Source organism: Tunturiibacter gelidiferens (assembly GCF_051013345.1).
Lineage (GTDB): Bacteria > Acidobacteriota > Terriglobia > Terriglobales > Acidobacteriaceae > Edaphobacter > Edaphobacter gelidiferens_A.
Window position 1 is genome coordinate 4,670,736 of sequence record NZ_CP132939.1, and the last position, 15,355, is coordinate 4,686,090.

The window sequence follows — 15,355 nt, forward strand, 5'->3', positions numbered from 1 at the left end:
ACCAGCCCACCTCCGACAACGCCCGCCACACCCCCATCTCGATGGACAACAACCCCACCATCGACGAACGCGCCAATCACTGCTTCGGCTGCGGCCCCGCCAACCCACAGGGCCTCCATCTCACCTTCACCACCGACACCTCAGACCCCGCTGCGATCACCGCCACCTGCCACTTCCAGCTCGATCGCATGCACGAAGGCCCCGGGCCACATCCACGGCGGCATCGTCGCTGCGCTGCTCGACGAAGCCATGAGCAAGCTCAATCGCCCCCTCAACGTCCTCGCCATGACCCGCCATATGGAGATCGACTACCTGCGCCCCGTACCTCTCTACCAGCCGCTCGTCCTCATCGGCCGCCATCTCAACCGCCCCGCGAAAGACGGCACACCTGGCCGAAAGCTTTTCCATCAAGCCGAAATTCAGTCTTCCGACGGCACAGTCCTGGCTCGCAGCAAAGGCCTCTTCATCGCAATAGACGAAAAGCTCCTCTTCGCTGCCGGCATCACCCCACCACCAGCCTAATCTCCGGCCAGCGGCCGGACCCAAGCCGCCCGACCACCGAAAAAGGGTACACAAGCCACGCGTCGTGGGCCCGTCCGGCAGGACAACCGTTACCCAGCCTCACCCCAGTATCCCTGGTCCTCGAGAAAATACTCCTCATCCCAGGTATGCACCATCGTCTTGAAGAACATCCAAATCATCCGCCAGTGCCCCAGCTTCTGGAACCGCCGGTTCGTCGTCAGCACCCGCCCGCGCACGATACGAAACCGCTGCCGCGCCACGCCCTTGGACAGCAGATAGTCCTCAGCAAACAAAGCCCGCTCATTGAACCCACCCAGCGCCCAAAAACCTCGCGGTCAAACAACATAAACATCCCCGTAGCAAACGGCTTCGTAAACGACCCACCCTCTGCATCAAGTTGTTTCCCGCATACAGCAGATCATCGAAAAAACTACCTTGCCGGCAGGCGATGTTCGTCGTTGCAAGATGCAATCCTCGCCGCTCCATCCGCCAAAGCGCCCGTCGCAACAGCGTCGGCTCCGGCAGCTCCACATCCGCATCGAGAAACAACACATACTTCGTCGTAGCCAACTTCGCGCCCGCATTCCGACCCACCGAAGGCAACCCACCCGGCACCACCTCTACCGCAAGCCGATCGCGAAATCCCAGCGCCACCTCAACAGTCCCGTCCGTCGAGCCCGCATCGGCAACCAGCACGCGCGTCTTCGCCATCCCCACATAGTCCTGTTTACAAAGAGACTCCAGCAACCTCGGCAGCATCGCCACTTCGTTCTTGGCAGGAATCACGATCGTCAGTTCACCAACCATCCAGGAGCCTCCGTCCAGGGCGCACACCGCCCCTTATGTGCAGTTTGAGCCGCCAGCCTTCCGATCCGGATAAACCGCCGTTGAATTTTCAGCTAAATCCAGCCCGAAAGCCTCAAACTCGTTAACGGCTTCGCCATATCCTTCGTTGGTCGGCGCGAAGATCTTCATCGCGACCAACGGGAGCGCAACCCGAAGGGTGTGCATCCCACGAAGTGGGTCACCGCCGGTATTGTTCATCGCTGACGTGCTCCATCCACTCCACCGCCTTGCCGTCCAATCGTTCCTGAATTGCGATGTGCGTCAGAGCCGTGGTCGGCGTAGCCCCATGCCAATGCTTCTCTCCCGGTGCGAACCAAACCACATCCCCGGGATGAATCTCCTCAACCACGCCGCCCTCCCGCTGAACCCAGCCACAGCCCGCAGTCACAATCAGAGTCTGTCCCAGCGGATGCGTATGCCAGGCGGTACGCGCTCCCGGCTCGAACGTAACGCTCGCACCACCAACAAACGCCGGGTCAGGCGCATGAAAGAGCGGATCAATCCGCACGGTGCCGGTAAACCACTCTGCCGGACCTTTGCCCGAAGGTTGCGAGCCGCTACGTTTGATCTCCATAGATCCCATTCTAGTGGTTCGCGTGCAGAAGAACTTCAAACCACCCGCCGGCAACACCCAAACACAACCCAATCACCTCAGCACAAAACTGCTAAACTTAAAAGTCTTGCGGACATAAGCCACACAAAGCGCGCCACCCCCGCGCACCAGCACCATACGCATCAAGGAGACACCCATGGCAGACCACACCCTCAACGGCAACGAAAACTTCGGCTCCCCGTCCCTTCGCCTCAAGCTCGGCCTCGCCGAGATGCTCAAAGGCGGCGTCATCATGGACGTCATGAACGTCGAACAGGCCCGCATCGCCGAAGAAGCCGGAGCCATCTCCGTCATGGCCCTCGAGCGCGTCCCCGCCATGATCCGCGCCGAAGGCGGCGTCGCCCGCATGGCCAGCCCCAAGCTCATCAAGCAGATCATCGGTGCCGTCTCCATCCCCGTCATGGCCAAGGCCCGCATCGGCCACTTCGCCGAAGCGCAGGTCCTCCAGCACCTTGGAGTCGACTTCATCGACGAGTCCGAAGTCCTCACCCCCGCCGACGAGACCTTCCACATCGACAAGCACGCCTTCACCACGCCATTCGTCTGCGGCGCGCGCAACCTCGGCGAAGCCCTCCGCCGCATCGCCGAAGGCGCAGCCATGATCCGCACTAAAGGCGAACCCGGCACCGGCGACGTCGTCCACGCCGTCCAGCACATGCGCCAGATCGTCCGCGAGATCAAAGCCCTCACGGTCCTCGGCGACGAAGAACTCTACAACGCCGCCAAGGTCCACGGCGCACCCTACGAACTTGTCCGCATGGTAGCCAAGGCCGGCAAGCTACCCGTCCCCAACTTCAGCGCAGGCGGCATCGCCACCCCAGCCGACGCCGCTCTCATGATGCAGTTAGGCGCCGAAACAATCTTCGTAGGATCCGGCATCTTCATGAAGGAGCGAGCCACTCCGCTCGATGTCGAGAACGATCCGAAGGAGCGCGAAGAGGCTGTCAGCCGCGCCCGCGCCATCGTCATCGCCACCACCCACTTCAACGACCCCAAGATCGTAGCCGAAGCCAGCGAATCCGTCATCGGCTCCATGAAGGGTCTGGCCGCAGCAGCCATCGAGGAGCAAGACCTGATGCAAACCCGAGGCTGGTAGCGAAGTCTTCCCCGACCAACGGGAGGACCCAGGCACTCCACCAACTAGGACCGGGACACAAGTCACGAAGTGACCGCCTCCCGCACAGGGAGCCCGTCCGGCAGGACCAGCCTTTCCCCGCCTTTTACTGAAAGTTCTTGAGCGGCTCCCACGGCAGAACCACAATCGTCTTCCCCTGCCAGTACCCCACCACCCCGCGCGACAGAATCCTGCCACTGGTCTCCATCTCTACGGAAAGACGATGTTCCGACATGAACTGACTCGCTCCAGCCTCAGTCGCAAATACGACGAACTCTTCTGGATGCTCCGAAACATCTCGCCGGAGACTCTCCTGCATCACGGTCGCATCATCCAGGGGCGCTGCAACGACGATCCTTCGCGAAGCAACAGCATCAGCCCGGAGCAACGGCACAACCGACGCCTCGGCATATAACCCGATCAGCAAAGGCACTGCGCATAAATAAACTATGGCCCGATGAACTCGCACCCTTTACCTATAGCTGAGCTGCGCCTCTGCAGCCATCCCCCAAACGATGCATAGGGGGTGATCTCGCGAAGTTGCCGCCGTGTCCGAGATCACGTGCCCTGCGTTGCCTCGCCCCTGCAATTTTCCGCAAATTTATCTTCAACAAGCTCGCCTGCCAAATCATTTCCTGCACAACTAAGCCGCTTACATACGCATCGCACTATGGACGCTGAAACACCGAGCGACATAAAACGAGCGGTACAAGGGAGAAAAATGATGATGGGAAAGTTTGTTCAAACACTCTGCACCACTGCGGCCCTTACCATGTCTATGACCATCGCCGCCTCCGCGGCTGAAATGCAAAAACTCGATGAGCGTATTGAGGCGGCTCACGCGGTGCTTCACGAGCTCATGGACACGCCCGACAAAGGCATACCAAACGACATCGCCGCCAAGGCCACCTGCATCGCCGTCGTCCCCGGCTTTAAAAGGGAGCCTTTATCGTCGGCGGCCAGTACGGCCAGGGCGTAGTCAGCTGCCGCACCGGCCATGGCTGGAGCGCTCCAGCTTTCATCCAGCTCACCGGCGCTAGCTTCGGCCTTCAGGCAGGGGCCAATCCACTGATCTCGTTCTTATTGGCACTACTCACGACTCCTTCGAGCGCCTTCTCCACGACAAGCTCAAGCTCGGCGGCGACGCCTCAGTAGCCGCCGGACCCGTCGGACGCGACTCGCAGGCCTCCACTACCGAGACCGCAAACGCCGCCTTCCTCACATACTCGCGCAACAAAGGAATCTTCGCCGGCATCGACCTTACCGGAGACGTAGTCCACCAGAACACCGAAGACACCACCGCCTATTACGGCAGCGATGTCACCTACGAATCCATCCTGTCGGGCGGAGTGAAACCAAAGCCCGACTCCTTGAACTTCATCCGCACCGTCAACCAGATGTTCCACGCCAGCGGCGCGCACTAGGTCTAGCGCGTACCTCGATCCTGAGAATGCCCCACAAGCAGGGAGGAAACCTCATCAAAGGCTTCCTTCCTCTTCATCTGTCTTCCGGACTGCAGAGGGGGATTTGTAACTTTAGCCGACAACCCTTTCTGAACCGATGCCCTCGTTGTTTCACTGCAGGGGAAAACAATCAAGGTCATTGGCGAATGCGATAGGACCGGAGTAGCTTCGTCTTATCTCCGCTTGCGTCTCATCCTCCTTCCCTAAAGTCCGCAGCATTCGGTGAGACAGCACTAATCGCTTGACATGAGCGTTGGCAGCGATCGTTCCGATTACCGACGGTGGCATATGAAGGCGTCTTTCCACTCCGGTAGCCCGCTCCGGTACGGCGTTATGAGCAACAAAAAGATCTGCGTCCAAAGCAAGCCGTGTCAGTCCGTCTCCTTCGCCGTTGGTATCTCCGCTGAAGACGATCCGCTTGCCGCCCACTTCCACTCTCCACGCCAGCGCAGGAAAGACGCCATGAATCACGCGTACGGCGTACACAGAGATCTCCGAGTTGCGAAAGACAGGAACCGGCACCGGGCCGGCCACAACACTATGCGGTTCTAATTTGTAGCTTCCTGCGGAGCCGGGATCCGCGAGTTCGCTCAAGTGGCGCCAGGCTCCATGCGGCTCACTGAAGAGGTCGCGCACAAACTCTGTCGTGGAAGGCATGAACTCGTTTCCAGGAGGGCCGAATACAGGCAGGGGACGCTTCCGGTCTTCAAACCAGGAAGAAAAGATCAAGGCGGGAAAATCGCTGCTGTGATCGACATGAAAATGGCTGAACAAAACAACGTCCACTTGCGACATGTGCGCTCCGCTCTCGCCAAAACGAAGCGCGCTCCCTCCTCCCGCGTCAACGACCACAAGCACACTCCCATGATCCCAGATGAGGTAGCTGGTCGACGCGCGCTTATCCTGCAACTCAGGACCGCCGGAGCCGAGTACCTGAACTGCCAATCCCGTTGATCCGCAGGATTGTGCCTCTACGGGCAGAACTTCATACCCGGAACAGAAAACCGCAAAAGCAACAAACGCTCTAATCCACAGTCGTAGAGGAGCTCCCAGGACACAGCTGATTTCCATGTCACTCCAACCATTCGACTCACGTCCTTAACATATCCGAATCGGAAATGAGAACTCGGTCTGCAGGTAGTAATTCATCCGCCAAATTACCGCTCTTCTGATCATTTGAAACCGTCAAGATCATTCAATCCGAGGCAGTCCGAGCCGAATGCCAACAGCGCGCAGTCATCTATACTTGAGTCGAGGCCAGATCCGACAGGTACATGACGCAACGATCAACGCACCGCGCACCAACCATCGGCATCCTCGCCCTTCAGGGAGCCTACGAGGCCCATGCGAAGGTCTTGGCAACCTTGGAAGTCACCACCCGACTCATCCGCACCCCGGACCAACTCTTCACCTCCGAACACCACCCCAGCATCGACGGCCTCATCATTCCAGGCGGCGAATCCACCACCATGCTCAAATTCCTGGAGCGCAACGGCTTCCTCGACTCCCTCACCTCCTTCGTCCGCACCGTCCCCACCTTCGGCACCTGCGCCGGAGCCATTCTCCTCGCCAATGACGTCCAAAATCCCGCTCAAATCTCCCTCGCCGCCCTCGATATCACCATCGAACGCAACGCCTACGGCCGCCAGTTGGACTCCACCATCCTAACCGCTCCCACCAAACTGCCCGGCGCTCCCCTTGAGATGGTCTTCATCCGCGCACCCCGCATCACCCGGACAGGCCCCCAGGTCGAAACCCTCGCCACCCGCGACGATTTCCCCGTCCTCGTCCGCCAGGGCCACCTCCTCGCTGCAACCTTCCACCCGGAACTAGGCCACGACTCCCGCGTCCACCAGCTCTTCCTTGACCTCGTTCGAACCCATGTCACCGTCGCTTCCTCGAGCGACAGCCGGCGCTGACTTCCAGATAATCTTTACGGCTTCTTTACGCCGCTTTACCTAAGCTTGATGTCTATGACTTCCAGCCAAGTCCAGACGGATGCCCTCGCGCCCGGCAGATCCAAGGGGCAATCCCTTCTTTTCACTGGCAACGAAGAACAATTCGATGGCGCAGCCAGAGCAATCGACATCAACATGCTCGCTCCGCTTCTGGTTGGAATGGCTGTGGTTATCCTCTTCGTCATCCTCTATGCCTTCCTCCTCGGAAGGCTTGGCTGAGAACCTCGGCATCTCAGATCACGGACAAGCTATCCTGCATAGGTGACCTGCTCCCGCCTTACGAGCGCCTGTCTCCCCAGCCTCTGGATCGATCGCGCCATAATCCACACTCCATGGCTGTTGCCCGCAGACGCTAGTGCCCATGGCCCCGGACTCGATCACCACCTCCTCCTGAACCTCTGGATCGCCCTCGCCCTCCTCGTTCTCGCCCACCTCATCCTCCTCATCGGCCTCCTCGCGCGACGTCACTCCGAACCAACCCAACTCTGGCGCATCGAGTACCTCCCGCTCGCCGCCCTCGCCCTCCTCTTCGCATCTCTCACCCTCAAGGCCGAACGCCTCTGGGCCTCCTCCCGCTACACCGGCGCCTCGCCAACCGCTCTCCAGGTCGAGGTCACGGGAGTCCAGTTCGCCTGGTACTTCCGCTATCCCGGCCCTGATGCCACCTTCGGCCTCACCCGCCCCAGCCTCGTAGCCCCCGGCGAAGGCAATCCCCTCGGCCTCGACCCATCCGATCCCCACTCCGCCGACGACGAGATAACGTCCCAACTCGTCCTCCCCGCCAACCGCGAGGTCGATCTCCGCCTCCGCGCCCAGGACGTCATCCACGGCTTCTCCATCCCCGAGATGCGCCTCAAGCAGAACGCCGTTCCCGGCCAGACCATCCACCTCCACTTCACACCCACCAACCCCGGCACCTACGCCATCCTCTGCACCCAGCTCTGCGGACTCGGCCACTACCGCATGAACGCCACACTCCTCATCCTCCCTCCCGATCAATTCGCAACCTGGCTGGCCGCACATCAAAAGGCGGCACCGTGACTCCCCCTTCAACAGCCCGCCGGCACAGCCGCATGCCGCAACCATCAAAAGCCGAAGGCTCGGCGCCGCTGTCTTCTCGACCGATCACCGCGTCATCGGCATCCAGTACCTCATCCTTGCACTCATCTCGGTGATCATCGGCACCCTCCTCTCCCTGCTGATGCGCATCCACCTCGTCTGGCCCGACTGGCCTCTCCCGCTCCACGGTCCAATCCTCCCCGAAGACTACCTCGCGCTCGTCACCATCCACGGCACGATCATGCTCTTCTTCGTTCTCACCACCGCGCCGCAGGCCGGCTTCGGCAACCTCATCCTTCCCGCCCAGATCGGCGCCCGCAGCATGGCCTTCCCTGCGCTCAACGCCGCCAGCTTCTGGCTCACCGCCGCCGCTCTCCTCACTCTCCTCAGCTCCACCCTCGTCCCCGGCGGAGCCGCCATCTCCGGCTGGACCGCCTACCCACCCCTCAGCGCAGTTTCCAGCTCCGGCCCCGGCCAGGCTCTGGGCATGGACCTCTGGCTTACCAGCATCGCCCTCTTCGCCATCGCCTCCACCGCAAGCTCTATCAACACCCTCACCACCATCCTCCGCAATCGCTGCCCCGGCATGACATGGGAGCGTCTCCCACTCACCGTCTGGGGATGGTTCACCGCCGCCCTCCTCAGCATCATCGCCTTCTCGGTCCTGCTCGCCGCCATCCTGCTCCTCCTCTGCGACCGCCACGCCGGAACCAGCTTCTTCCTCCCCAACGCCGATCTGGTCAACGGCATCCTGCACAAAGGCGGCAACGGGAGCCCCCTCCTCTGGCTCCATCTCTTCTGGTTCTTCGGACACCCCGAGGTCTACATCGCCATCCTCCCCGGCATGGGTCTCACCTCCATGCTACTGGCGAACTTCAGCCACCGCAGAGTCTTCGCCTACCGCACCATGATCCTCACCACCCTCCTCATCGGCCTCCTCGGCATCCTCCTCTGGGGACACCACATGTTCGTCGCCGGCCTCAACCCCTTCGCCAGCTCTGCCTTCTCCATCTCCACCATGGCCATCGCGCTTCCGGCCTCAGCCAAGGTCCTCAGCTGGCTCGCCACTTCCTGGCGCTCCCGCCCGTCGTACAAAACCCCAATGCTCTTCGCTCTCGGCTTCGTCAGCCTCTTCATCACCGGAGGCCTAACCGGCCCCATCCTCGCCCAGCCAATTCTTGACGAGTACCTCCACAACACCTTCTTCGTCGTCGCCCACTTCCACCTCATCATGGCGATGGCGGGCATCTTCGGCCTCTACGCCGCCACCTACTACTGGTTCCCCCTCCTCACCGCAACCAGCCGGCACCCCGGCCGCCTCCTCTCCGAACCCCTCGGCCGCCTCCACTTCTGGTGCACCCTCCTCGGAGCCTACGCCGTCTTCCTTCCCATGCACCTAACCGGTCTCGCCGGCGAACCCCGCCACTACGCCCAGCTCACCGGAATCCCCGGCCCAGGCGGCTCGCTCAGCCCCACCGGAGCTCTCCTCTCCCACACCCTCCCGCTCAACCGCTTCGTCACCTACGCCGCCATTTTCCTCGCCACCGCCCAGCTTGTCTTTCTCTTCAATCTCATACGCAGCCTGCGCAAAGGAAAGTTTGCGTCGTCTAACCCATGGAAGGCCACGACACTCGAATGGCACCCCACCATGAATCCTTTCACCCCACTAACCGCATCCGATACACCAGAGATGTCAGTTCACCGCGCTCCATGCCACTATCAATCAAATAAGTCCGAAGTTTCGTTCCTGCCGCAATGGGAACCCATCCCACTCGCGCAGAATGAAATCGAAGACGCCACAGACACAAAACCGGAGTAAGCTGTCCATTACGCGAGCACCCAGAGGGGCAACTTCATGCCGGCAACCATCACTCCAAATAAAACCGAGCAAGAACGAAAACGCCGCGTAGAAGATCACGACAACGGATCCGGCCGACGCCCGCCAACCGACAAACGCACCGGCGGTGGCGGAGACAACGACAACTGGAACGATCGCCCCAACGGTCGCCGCGGCCCCTACGAGCGCCTCCATCGCTATCGCATGGGCATCTTCTTCGCGCTCGCCAGCGATCTCATGTTCTTCGTCGCCATCGTCAGCACCTTCTTCGTCAACCAATCCACCGGCCACTTCGACGCCTACAACCGCTACGTCAATGAGTGGCTCCCCACCACCATCCCTCCCATCCTCTGGCTCAACACCGTCGTCCTCCTCCTCAGCTCCGCCACCATAGAGTTCGCCCGCCGCAACATGTTTCGTGAAACCGACGTCATGGACGAGTGGCTTGGCCTCGGTAAACCAATCACCCGCCGCGCCCTTCCCTGGCTCTCCGCAACCATCGTTCTCGGCTTCCTCTTCCTCGCAGGTCAATGGGTCGCGTGGCGCCAGCTCGCCGTTCAGCACATCTTCTTCAAGACCAACCAGAGCAGCCACTTCTTCTATCTCATCACCGGCGTGCACGGCATCCATCTTTTTTGGCATCGCAGCCCTCATCGCTGCCTTTACCGGCCTCTACGTCTCCCGCCAACTCGAAACCCGCCAGATCCTGGTCGACGGTGCCGCCTGGTACTGGCACGCCATGGGCATCCTATGGCTCTTCCTCTTCACCCTATTAGTCTTCTTCCAATGAAGCTGTCCCACCTATCGCGCCTCACTGTAATCGCAGCCATCCTGACCTTCACGCCCCTCGCTCACGCGCAAGGCTGCACCCAGTGTCAGGACAACACCGCCGCAACGCCACCCAGAACCCAGGCCGCCTATCGTCACGCAATCATCCTGATGACTCTCACAGCTGGCGGCCTCTTCGTAGGTACCATCGCTCTCTTCAAACGCCATCGTTAGCCCAACCTTTGGATAAAATTGTTTTGCCAGGGAGACTCCGAGAATGACTCGAGAGCAGAGATACAAAGCGTTTCAAGCACTCCATGCGCGCTCGGGAACTTTCGTGATTCCCAATCCATGGGATGCGGGCACCGCAAAGATCCTCTCCGCATTAGGCTTTGAAGCCCTCGCCACCACCAGCGCAGGCTATGCCTTCTCTGCCGGATATCCTGATTCCGCGATCGAAGTCACGCGCGATAAAATTCTGCAAAACGCGAAGGAGATCGTCGAAGCCACCGAACTCCCCGTCTCAGCCGATCTCCAGAACGGATTCGGCCATTCTCCTGATAGCTGCTCCGAGACCATTCGATTCGCTGCCGCATCCGGACTCGTTGGGGGATCGATCGAAGATGCGACAGGCGATCCGACCAACCCCATCTACGATCTCCAGCTGGCTACAGAGCGCATCGCAGCAGCATCCGAGGCCGCCAGCCGCTATCAATTCTTCCTCACCGCACGAGCCGAAAACTTTCTTCACGGCAGACCCAACCTCGACGACACGATCCGCCGCCTGCAGTCCTTCGCCGACGCGGGTGCCGATGTTCTCTATGCACCTGGCCTGCCCAGCCTCGAAGCGATCCGAGTGGTCTGCACCGCCGTCTCCAAGCCAGTCAACGTTGTGATGGGCCTGAGAGGCGCGACCTACTCGGTGGAACAGCTCGCAGCCGCAGGAGTCAAGCGAATCAGCGTAGGAGGCGCCTTCGCCCGCGCCGCCCTGGGAGCATTTCTGCGCGCAGCACGCGAAGTAAAAGATCGGGGAACATTCAACTTCGCAGCCGACGCCATCCCCACCTCCGAGGTCACCAGTTACATGACCAGCCAAAAGAGATAGTCGACATCGAACCTCACGAGTCCCTCCGAGCCTCCTGGCGCATCCGACCGCGAGAAAACGCGTGCACGCCCTCTGCCTTCACGCTAGTCTTGTCATTTCGAGCTCGCCGTTGCTCTTGCGCCCCACGCCCCGCCTATCCTCGCCCCACGTCTCTGCTGTCGTGGTCCCACGTCTCTGCCGTCATGGTCATACGCCTCTGCCGTCATCCTGAGCGGAGCGAAGGATCCCGAAGGTCTCCACCCGTCACAACACTCCGAACATTTCCGCCTGAAGGTTCCGAACCTCTCCGTCTAAACAAGGTTCAACATATCCCACGCCGGTATCCACTGAAAGTCGGAGACCGTTAGTGGCGCTTCTTGGGAGTGACCTTCACTGCCTTCTTTGCCGGAGCGTGCTTCGCCGCACTGTTTTTCGCCGGAGCAGCCTTCGCCGCCACCTTCTTCACAGGTGCTGACTTTTTGGCAGGCAAAGTCTTTTTGACAGGACTCTTTGCTGGTGCCTTCTTGGCAGCCTTTGCAGGAGCTTTCTTAGCTGCGGCCTTCACGGGAGCCTTCTTTGCCAAAGACTGGACCACCTTCTTCGCCGGAGTCTTACTCGCCGTCTTCGCAGGTGCCTTCTTCGCCGAAGCCTTCGTGCTCACATTCTTTGCCGCCACCTTCACCGGAGCCTTGGCAACCACCTTCCCCTTCGCTGGAGCACCAGCCGCTTTCGTGACAGGAGCAGTCTTCTTCGCAGGCTCTTCCACCTTCTTCGCAACTGCCTTCACCGGTACAGCAACCTTACCCGCAACTCCACTCTTCGCAACTGGAGTCTTCGCAGCACCAGCACCCTTCGCAGGCACGGGACTGCTCGTTTGAACCTCACTCGTATCCGACGCCTCCGCACTCTCACCGCCGTCTTCCACCGCAGCGGCTTTCTTTCGACTCTTGGCAGGCTTGGCATCCTTCTTCGCCACACGCGGCCTGCGCAGATGAACTGGCGGAGGAGGAGCCGGCGGAGAGTACGGCTCAAGATAAGCCTTCATCTCCTCAATCGTTCCCAGCTTGCCATCCATCAGCTCAAAGAAAAGCTTGTCCAACAGTTCGCCATAGCCCGGCAGTTCAGGAACGATTCGCATCTCCTGCATCAACGCGTAAGGCAGCTTCTGTTTCGCCTGCGACCACTCCGTAAAGAACCCCTTGAACTTATTCTGAATTCCGGCGTTCTTCGACGTATGCGCGACCCACAAAATTGACTCCGGCTTAGCCGAATGCAGCAGCTTCCACGCCTGCGAGGGCGTAGCCGCGCCCTTGCCCGAGAACTCCGCTGCAAACGCTTTTGCCTCGTCCTCGAGCGCCTCGATCTCCTGCACGAACCCCTGCCGCGCAAAGCTCTTCTTCAGCGCCGCCACTTCCTTCGGAGCCATCTTCGCCGTCAGGTACGGGAAGTTCGCAACCGCCGCCTCAGGATGGATACCCTGCATCTGCAGCTGCGACTGCACATCCCGCAGTTTCTCCAACTCCGTCACATTCGCCTTCGCCGACGACAGCGCTGGGAACAGATCCTTCATCCAGCCCTCTGCCTCAAGCTTGCGCAACACCCGCAGCGGATCCTCCTCGTGGAAGATCTCCTCGGTCTCATACCCGCGATGGAACTCTCCCATCGCCGAAATGTACCCCTCCTGCTTGCCCGTCTCGTAACGCGCCTGGGTCTTCTCGTCCATCTGCCAGCCCAACCGCGCCATCAACCGTGCCGCCCGGATCATCCTGACCGGATCTTCGATAAACCCATAGTTGCTCACCAACCGCAACTCGCGATTCTCGATGTCCGCCACACCATTCAAAGGGTCCATCAGCAACCCGTACGATCCGTCATTCAACGAAAGCGCCATCGCGTTCGCCGTAAAGTCCCTCCGCCGCAGATCGTCGAGAATCGTTGCAGCTTTGGCCACCGGCTTACCCGGTTTCGGATAAGTGACCGTCAAAGTGCTGCCAATCTCCATCCTCACACCACCAGGGAACCGCACAAACAGAGCCTGTCCGGCCTCCGACTCCCCAGTGATCACGCCATGCGCTTTCTCTATATCTTTCCTTAGCTTGAGAGCATTTCCTGAACCACCACATCCAGATCCCGAACCGGCGATCCACTGGTCATGTCCCGTACCGCGCCACCCACCAGAAACACGGTAAGTCCTTTGGCGCGAGCCACTTCGCGCACTGCCAGCAGCGAGTCACGCTGCGCTTGAGAGAGGCGATTTTCGAGCAGGTAGATGTAGTCCGCCATAACTGATACTTTTACTCCAAGCCGGTTCGAACCGGGCGCTTCAACTCCCGAAGCCAAGCTAAGCTTCGACGAATCAAGCGTTTATAATGGTGAGCACAGGTAAACGCAAAAGGCCAATGTAACACAGCGTTAGCGAATTGACTACTCCGATTGCACCTTTTTCGTTGCTCTAACCCCTGGTATGCGACAATCCGCGAGTCCTTATGTCCTCCGCGCACAAGAAGGTCATCGTCCGCCGCTTCACTGGCGAAACCCTCCCCGGCTACCTGCCGCTCTCCGGCTTCACGCGTAACCGCGCCATCGATCTGCTCGACCTCAGCGGGCGTGTCATCTCCCTACCCGTCAACGACATAAAGCACATCTGTTACGTCCGCGACTACAACCTCAACGACACTTCCAACCCCGAACGACTCACCCGCCGCACCTTCCTCGCCAAACCCCGCACCGAAGGCCTCTGGCTCCGCCTCACCTTCCGCTCCGGCGACCTCCTCGAAGGCCTCGCTCCCATTGATTTATCCCTCGCTGACGACCTCATCAACGACACCGGCCTCCAGCTCACCCCGCCCGACGTCCGCTCCAACACGCAACGCATCTTCGTCCCGCGCACCTCTATCTCCGACCTCCAGCTTCTCGCCGTCATTACCACCCCCTCGCGCCGCAAACCCCTGCCGGCCTCTTCGGTCCCCAGCCTCCAGGAAGACCTCTTTACCAACCTGATCCCACCCAACAGTCGTCCCAACTAACTCCCTACTAACCCTTCGTTGTCTAGTCCATTACAATCCACCCCATGCAATCCAGTTCGAAATCGGTAACTCTCGCCGCATTGGCCGACCATCTCGGCGCCGCCCTGCATGGCGATCCCGCCACTCGAATCACCCGGGTAGCAGGTATCGAGACCGCCACTCCCGGTGCTCTGGCCTTCGTCGCCAACCCGAAATACGCCTCCCTCGCCCACACCACAAAGGCCACCGCCGTCCTCGTCGAACCAGACTTCCCCGAGATCCCCGCCGCCACCCTCCGCCTCAAAAATCCCTACCTTGCCTTCGCGCGCGCCATCGAGCTCTTCTATCAGCCCCCCACCTACGCCCCCGGCATCCACCCCACCGCGGCCGTCGCACCTACCGCGCAGATTGGAGCCAACGCACACATAGGCGCCTACGCCGTCATCGGCGACCACGTCATCGTCGGCGACAACGCCATCATCCTCCCGCACGTCGTTCTCTACCCCCACGCCGGAATCGGCGACAACTTCTTCGCCCACGCTCACGCCATCGTTCGCGAACACTGCCAGCTAGGCGACAACGTCACCCTCCAGAACGGAGCCATCATCGGGGCCGACGGCTTCGGCTTTGCCCGCCAATCAGATGGCAGCTGGTACAAGATCCTCCAATCCGGCCCCGCCATCCTGGAAGACAACGTCGAAGTCCAGGCCAACGCCTGCATCGACCGAGCCTCCATCGGCGAAACCCGAGTCCACGCCGGCGCCAAGATCGACAACCTCGTCCAGGTCGGCCACGGCTCAACCGTAGGAGAAGACACTCTCCTCTGCGCCCAGGTTGGCCTCGCCGGTTCCACCATCATCGGCAAAAACGTCATCCTCGCCGGCCAGGTCGGCGTCGCCGGACATTGCACCATCGGCGACGGAGCCATCGCCACAGCCCAAAGCGGAATTCCCGGCGACGTAGCCCCCGGGAAAGTCGTCAGCGGCTATCCCGCCATCGACAACCGGCAATGGCTTCGTTCCGTGGCGCTCTTCAATCGCCTGCCCGAGCTGCTGCGCGACATAAAGTCGAAACTAAAATAACCAT

At 60.5% G+C, this 15,355-nt stretch carries 20 protein-coding genes; 12 read left to right on the top strand and 8 right to left on the bottom strand.

Going from position 1 to position 15,355, the window contains the following annotated elements; translation table 11 throughout:
- Positions 1 to 249: 249 nt before the first annotated feature.
- Positions 250 to 522 carry a PaaI family thioesterase gene (locus RBB80_RS23325; protein ID WP_433964722.1) on the top strand — a complete coding sequence of 91 codons (273 nt, stop codon included), beginning with the start codon at positions 250 to 252 and terminating at the stop codon, positions 520 to 522.
- Between the two features lie 89 nt (positions 523 to 611).
- On the opposite strand, the gene RBB80_RS23330 is transcribed toward RBB80_RS23325, so the two are convergent.
- From RBB80_RS23330 to RBB80_RS23345, 4 genes are read right to left on the bottom strand one after another with little or no spacing between them, the layout of a single operon-like run.
- On the bottom strand, positions 612 to 815 hold the full coding sequence (locus RBB80_RS23330; RefSeq protein ID WP_433964723.1) for a hypothetical protein: 204 nt from the start codon (positions 813 to 815) through the stop codon (positions 612 to 614).
- Positions 816 to 822: 7 nt separating this feature from the next.
- Positions 823 to 1,329: a glycosyltransferase family A protein gene (locus RBB80_RS23335; RefSeq protein WP_433964724.1), complete on the bottom strand. Its 507-nt coding sequence runs from the start codon at positions 1,327 to 1,329 to the stop codon at positions 823 to 825.
- Between the two features lie 33 nt (positions 1,330 to 1,362).
- Positions 1,363 to 1,566, bottom strand: coding sequence for a hypothetical protein (locus RBB80_RS23340; protein ID WP_433964725.1), 204 nt, complete (start codon positions 1,564 to 1,566; stop codon positions 1,363 to 1,365).
- Positions 1,547 to 1,942: a (R)-mandelonitrile lyase gene (locus tag RBB80_RS23345; protein ID WP_433964726.1), complete on the bottom strand. Its 396-nt coding sequence runs from the start codon at positions 1,940 to 1,942 to the stop codon at positions 1,547 to 1,549. Before RBB80_RS23345 ends, RBB80_RS23340 begins: the two co-directional genes overlap by 20 nt.
- A 175-nt stretch (positions 1,943 to 2,117) precedes the next feature.
- Between RBB80_RS23345 and pdxS the strand changes: the two genes are divergently transcribed.
- Positions 2,118 to 3,077 carry a pyridoxal 5'-phosphate synthase lyase subunit PdxS gene (gene pdxS / locus RBB80_RS23350; protein ID WP_433964727.1) on the top strand — a complete coding sequence of 320 codons (960 nt, stop codon included), beginning with the start codon at positions 2,118 to 2,120 and terminating at the stop codon, positions 3,075 to 3,077.
- A gap of 124 nt (positions 3,078 to 3,201) precedes the next feature.
- On the opposite strand, the gene RBB80_RS23355 is transcribed toward pdxS, so the two are convergent.
- On the bottom strand, positions 3,202 to 3,489 hold the full coding sequence (locus tag RBB80_RS23355) for a hypothetical protein (protein ID WP_433964728.1): 288 nt from the start codon (positions 3,487 to 3,489) through the stop codon (positions 3,202 to 3,204).
- 276 nt (positions 3,490 to 3,765) lie between these two features.
- Here RBB80_RS23355 and RBB80_RS23360 point away from each other — a divergent pair, with 276 nt between their 5' ends.
- Both RBB80_RS23360 and RBB80_RS23365 read left to right on the top strand, forming a co-directional pair.
- Positions 3,766 to 4,074, top strand: coding sequence for a hypothetical protein (locus RBB80_RS23360; RefSeq protein ID WP_433964729.1), 309 nt, complete (start codon positions 3,766 to 3,768; stop codon positions 4,072 to 4,074).
- A 103-nt stretch (positions 4,075 to 4,177) separates the two neighbouring features.
- A complete protein-coding gene (locus RBB80_RS23365) occupies positions 4,178 to 4,519 on the top strand; it encodes a lipid-binding SYLF domain-containing protein (protein ID WP_433969831.1) in 342 nt (113 codons plus the stop codon).
- Between the two features lie 150 nt (positions 4,520 to 4,669).
- Here RBB80_RS23365 and RBB80_RS23370 read toward each other — a convergent pair whose 3' ends face one another.
- Positions 4,670 to 5,503 carry an MBL fold metallo-hydrolase gene (locus RBB80_RS23370; RefSeq protein WP_433964730.1) on the bottom strand — a complete coding sequence of 278 codons (834 nt, stop codon included), beginning with the start codon at positions 5,501 to 5,503 and terminating at the stop codon, positions 4,670 to 4,672.
- Between the two features lie 329 nt (positions 5,504 to 5,832).
- On the opposite strand from RBB80_RS23370, the gene pdxT reads away from it, so the two are divergent.
- The 6 genes from pdxT (at position 5,833) to RBB80_RS23400 (ending at position 11,285) form a co-directional block, all read left to right on the top strand.
- On the top strand, positions 5,833 to 6,477 hold the full coding sequence (pdxT, locus tag RBB80_RS23375; protein ID WP_433964731.1) for a pyridoxal 5'-phosphate synthase glutaminase subunit PdxT: 645 nt from the start codon (positions 5,833 to 5,835) through the stop codon (positions 6,475 to 6,477).
- A gap of 54 nt (positions 6,478 to 6,531) precedes the next feature.
- Positions 6,532 to 6,735 (top strand): hypothetical protein, encoded by a 204-nt coding sequence (locus RBB80_RS23380; protein WP_433964732.1) that lies wholly within the window; start codon positions 6,532 to 6,534, stop codon positions 6,733 to 6,735.
- Positions 6,736 to 6,777: 42 nt separating this feature from the next.
- Entirely contained in the window at positions 6,778 to 7,557 is a 780-nt protein-coding gene (locus RBB80_RS23385) for a cupredoxin domain-containing protein (protein WP_433964733.1), read from the top strand.
- Positions 7,558 to 7,657: 100 nt separating this feature from the next.
- Positions 7,658 to 9,394, top strand: a complete 1,737-nt coding sequence (locus RBB80_RS23390) for a cytochrome c oxidase subunit I (RefSeq protein WP_433969832.1) — start codon at positions 7,658 to 7,660, stop codon at positions 9,392 to 9,394.
- Positions 9,395 to 9,430: 36 nt separating this feature from the next.
- Complete coding sequence (locus RBB80_RS23395) at positions 9,431 to 10,414, top strand: cytochrome c oxidase subunit 3 (RefSeq protein WP_433964734.1); 984 nt, start codon at positions 9,431 to 9,433, stop codon at positions 10,412 to 10,414.
- Positions 10,415 to 10,457: 43 nt separating this feature from the next.
- Positions 10,458 to 11,285 carry an isocitrate lyase/PEP mutase family protein gene (locus RBB80_RS23400; protein WP_433964735.1) on the top strand — a complete coding sequence of 276 codons (828 nt, stop codon included), beginning with the start codon at positions 10,458 to 10,460 and terminating at the stop codon, positions 11,283 to 11,285.
- A 343-nt stretch (positions 11,286 to 11,628) separates the two neighbouring features.
- Here RBB80_RS23400 and RBB80_RS23405 read toward each other — a convergent pair whose 3' ends face one another.
- Positions 11,629 to 13,329, bottom strand: a complete 1,701-nt coding sequence (locus tag RBB80_RS23405; RefSeq protein WP_433964736.1) for a CCA tRNA nucleotidyltransferase — start codon at positions 13,327 to 13,329, stop codon at positions 11,629 to 11,631.
- A gap of 26 nt (positions 13,330 to 13,355) precedes the next feature.
- Positions 13,356 to 13,547 carry a hypothetical protein gene (locus RBB80_RS23410; RefSeq protein ID WP_433964737.1) on the bottom strand — a complete coding sequence of 64 codons (192 nt, stop codon included), beginning with the start codon at positions 13,545 to 13,547 and terminating at the stop codon, positions 13,356 to 13,358.
- 203 nt (positions 13,548 to 13,750) lie between these two features.
- Between RBB80_RS23410 and RBB80_RS23415 the strand changes: the two genes are divergently transcribed.
- Positions 13,751 to 14,290, top strand: coding sequence for a DUF6982 domain-containing protein (locus RBB80_RS23415; RefSeq protein ID WP_433964738.1), 540 nt, complete (start codon positions 13,751 to 13,753; stop codon positions 14,288 to 14,290).
- Between the two features lie 44 nt (positions 14,291 to 14,334).
- Complete coding sequence (lpxD, locus tag RBB80_RS23420) at positions 14,335 to 15,351, top strand: UDP-3-O-(3-hydroxymyristoyl)glucosamine N-acyltransferase (RefSeq protein WP_433964739.1); 1,017 nt, start codon at positions 14,335 to 14,337, stop codon at positions 15,349 to 15,351.
- Positions 15,352 to 15,355 lie beyond the last annotated feature (4 nt).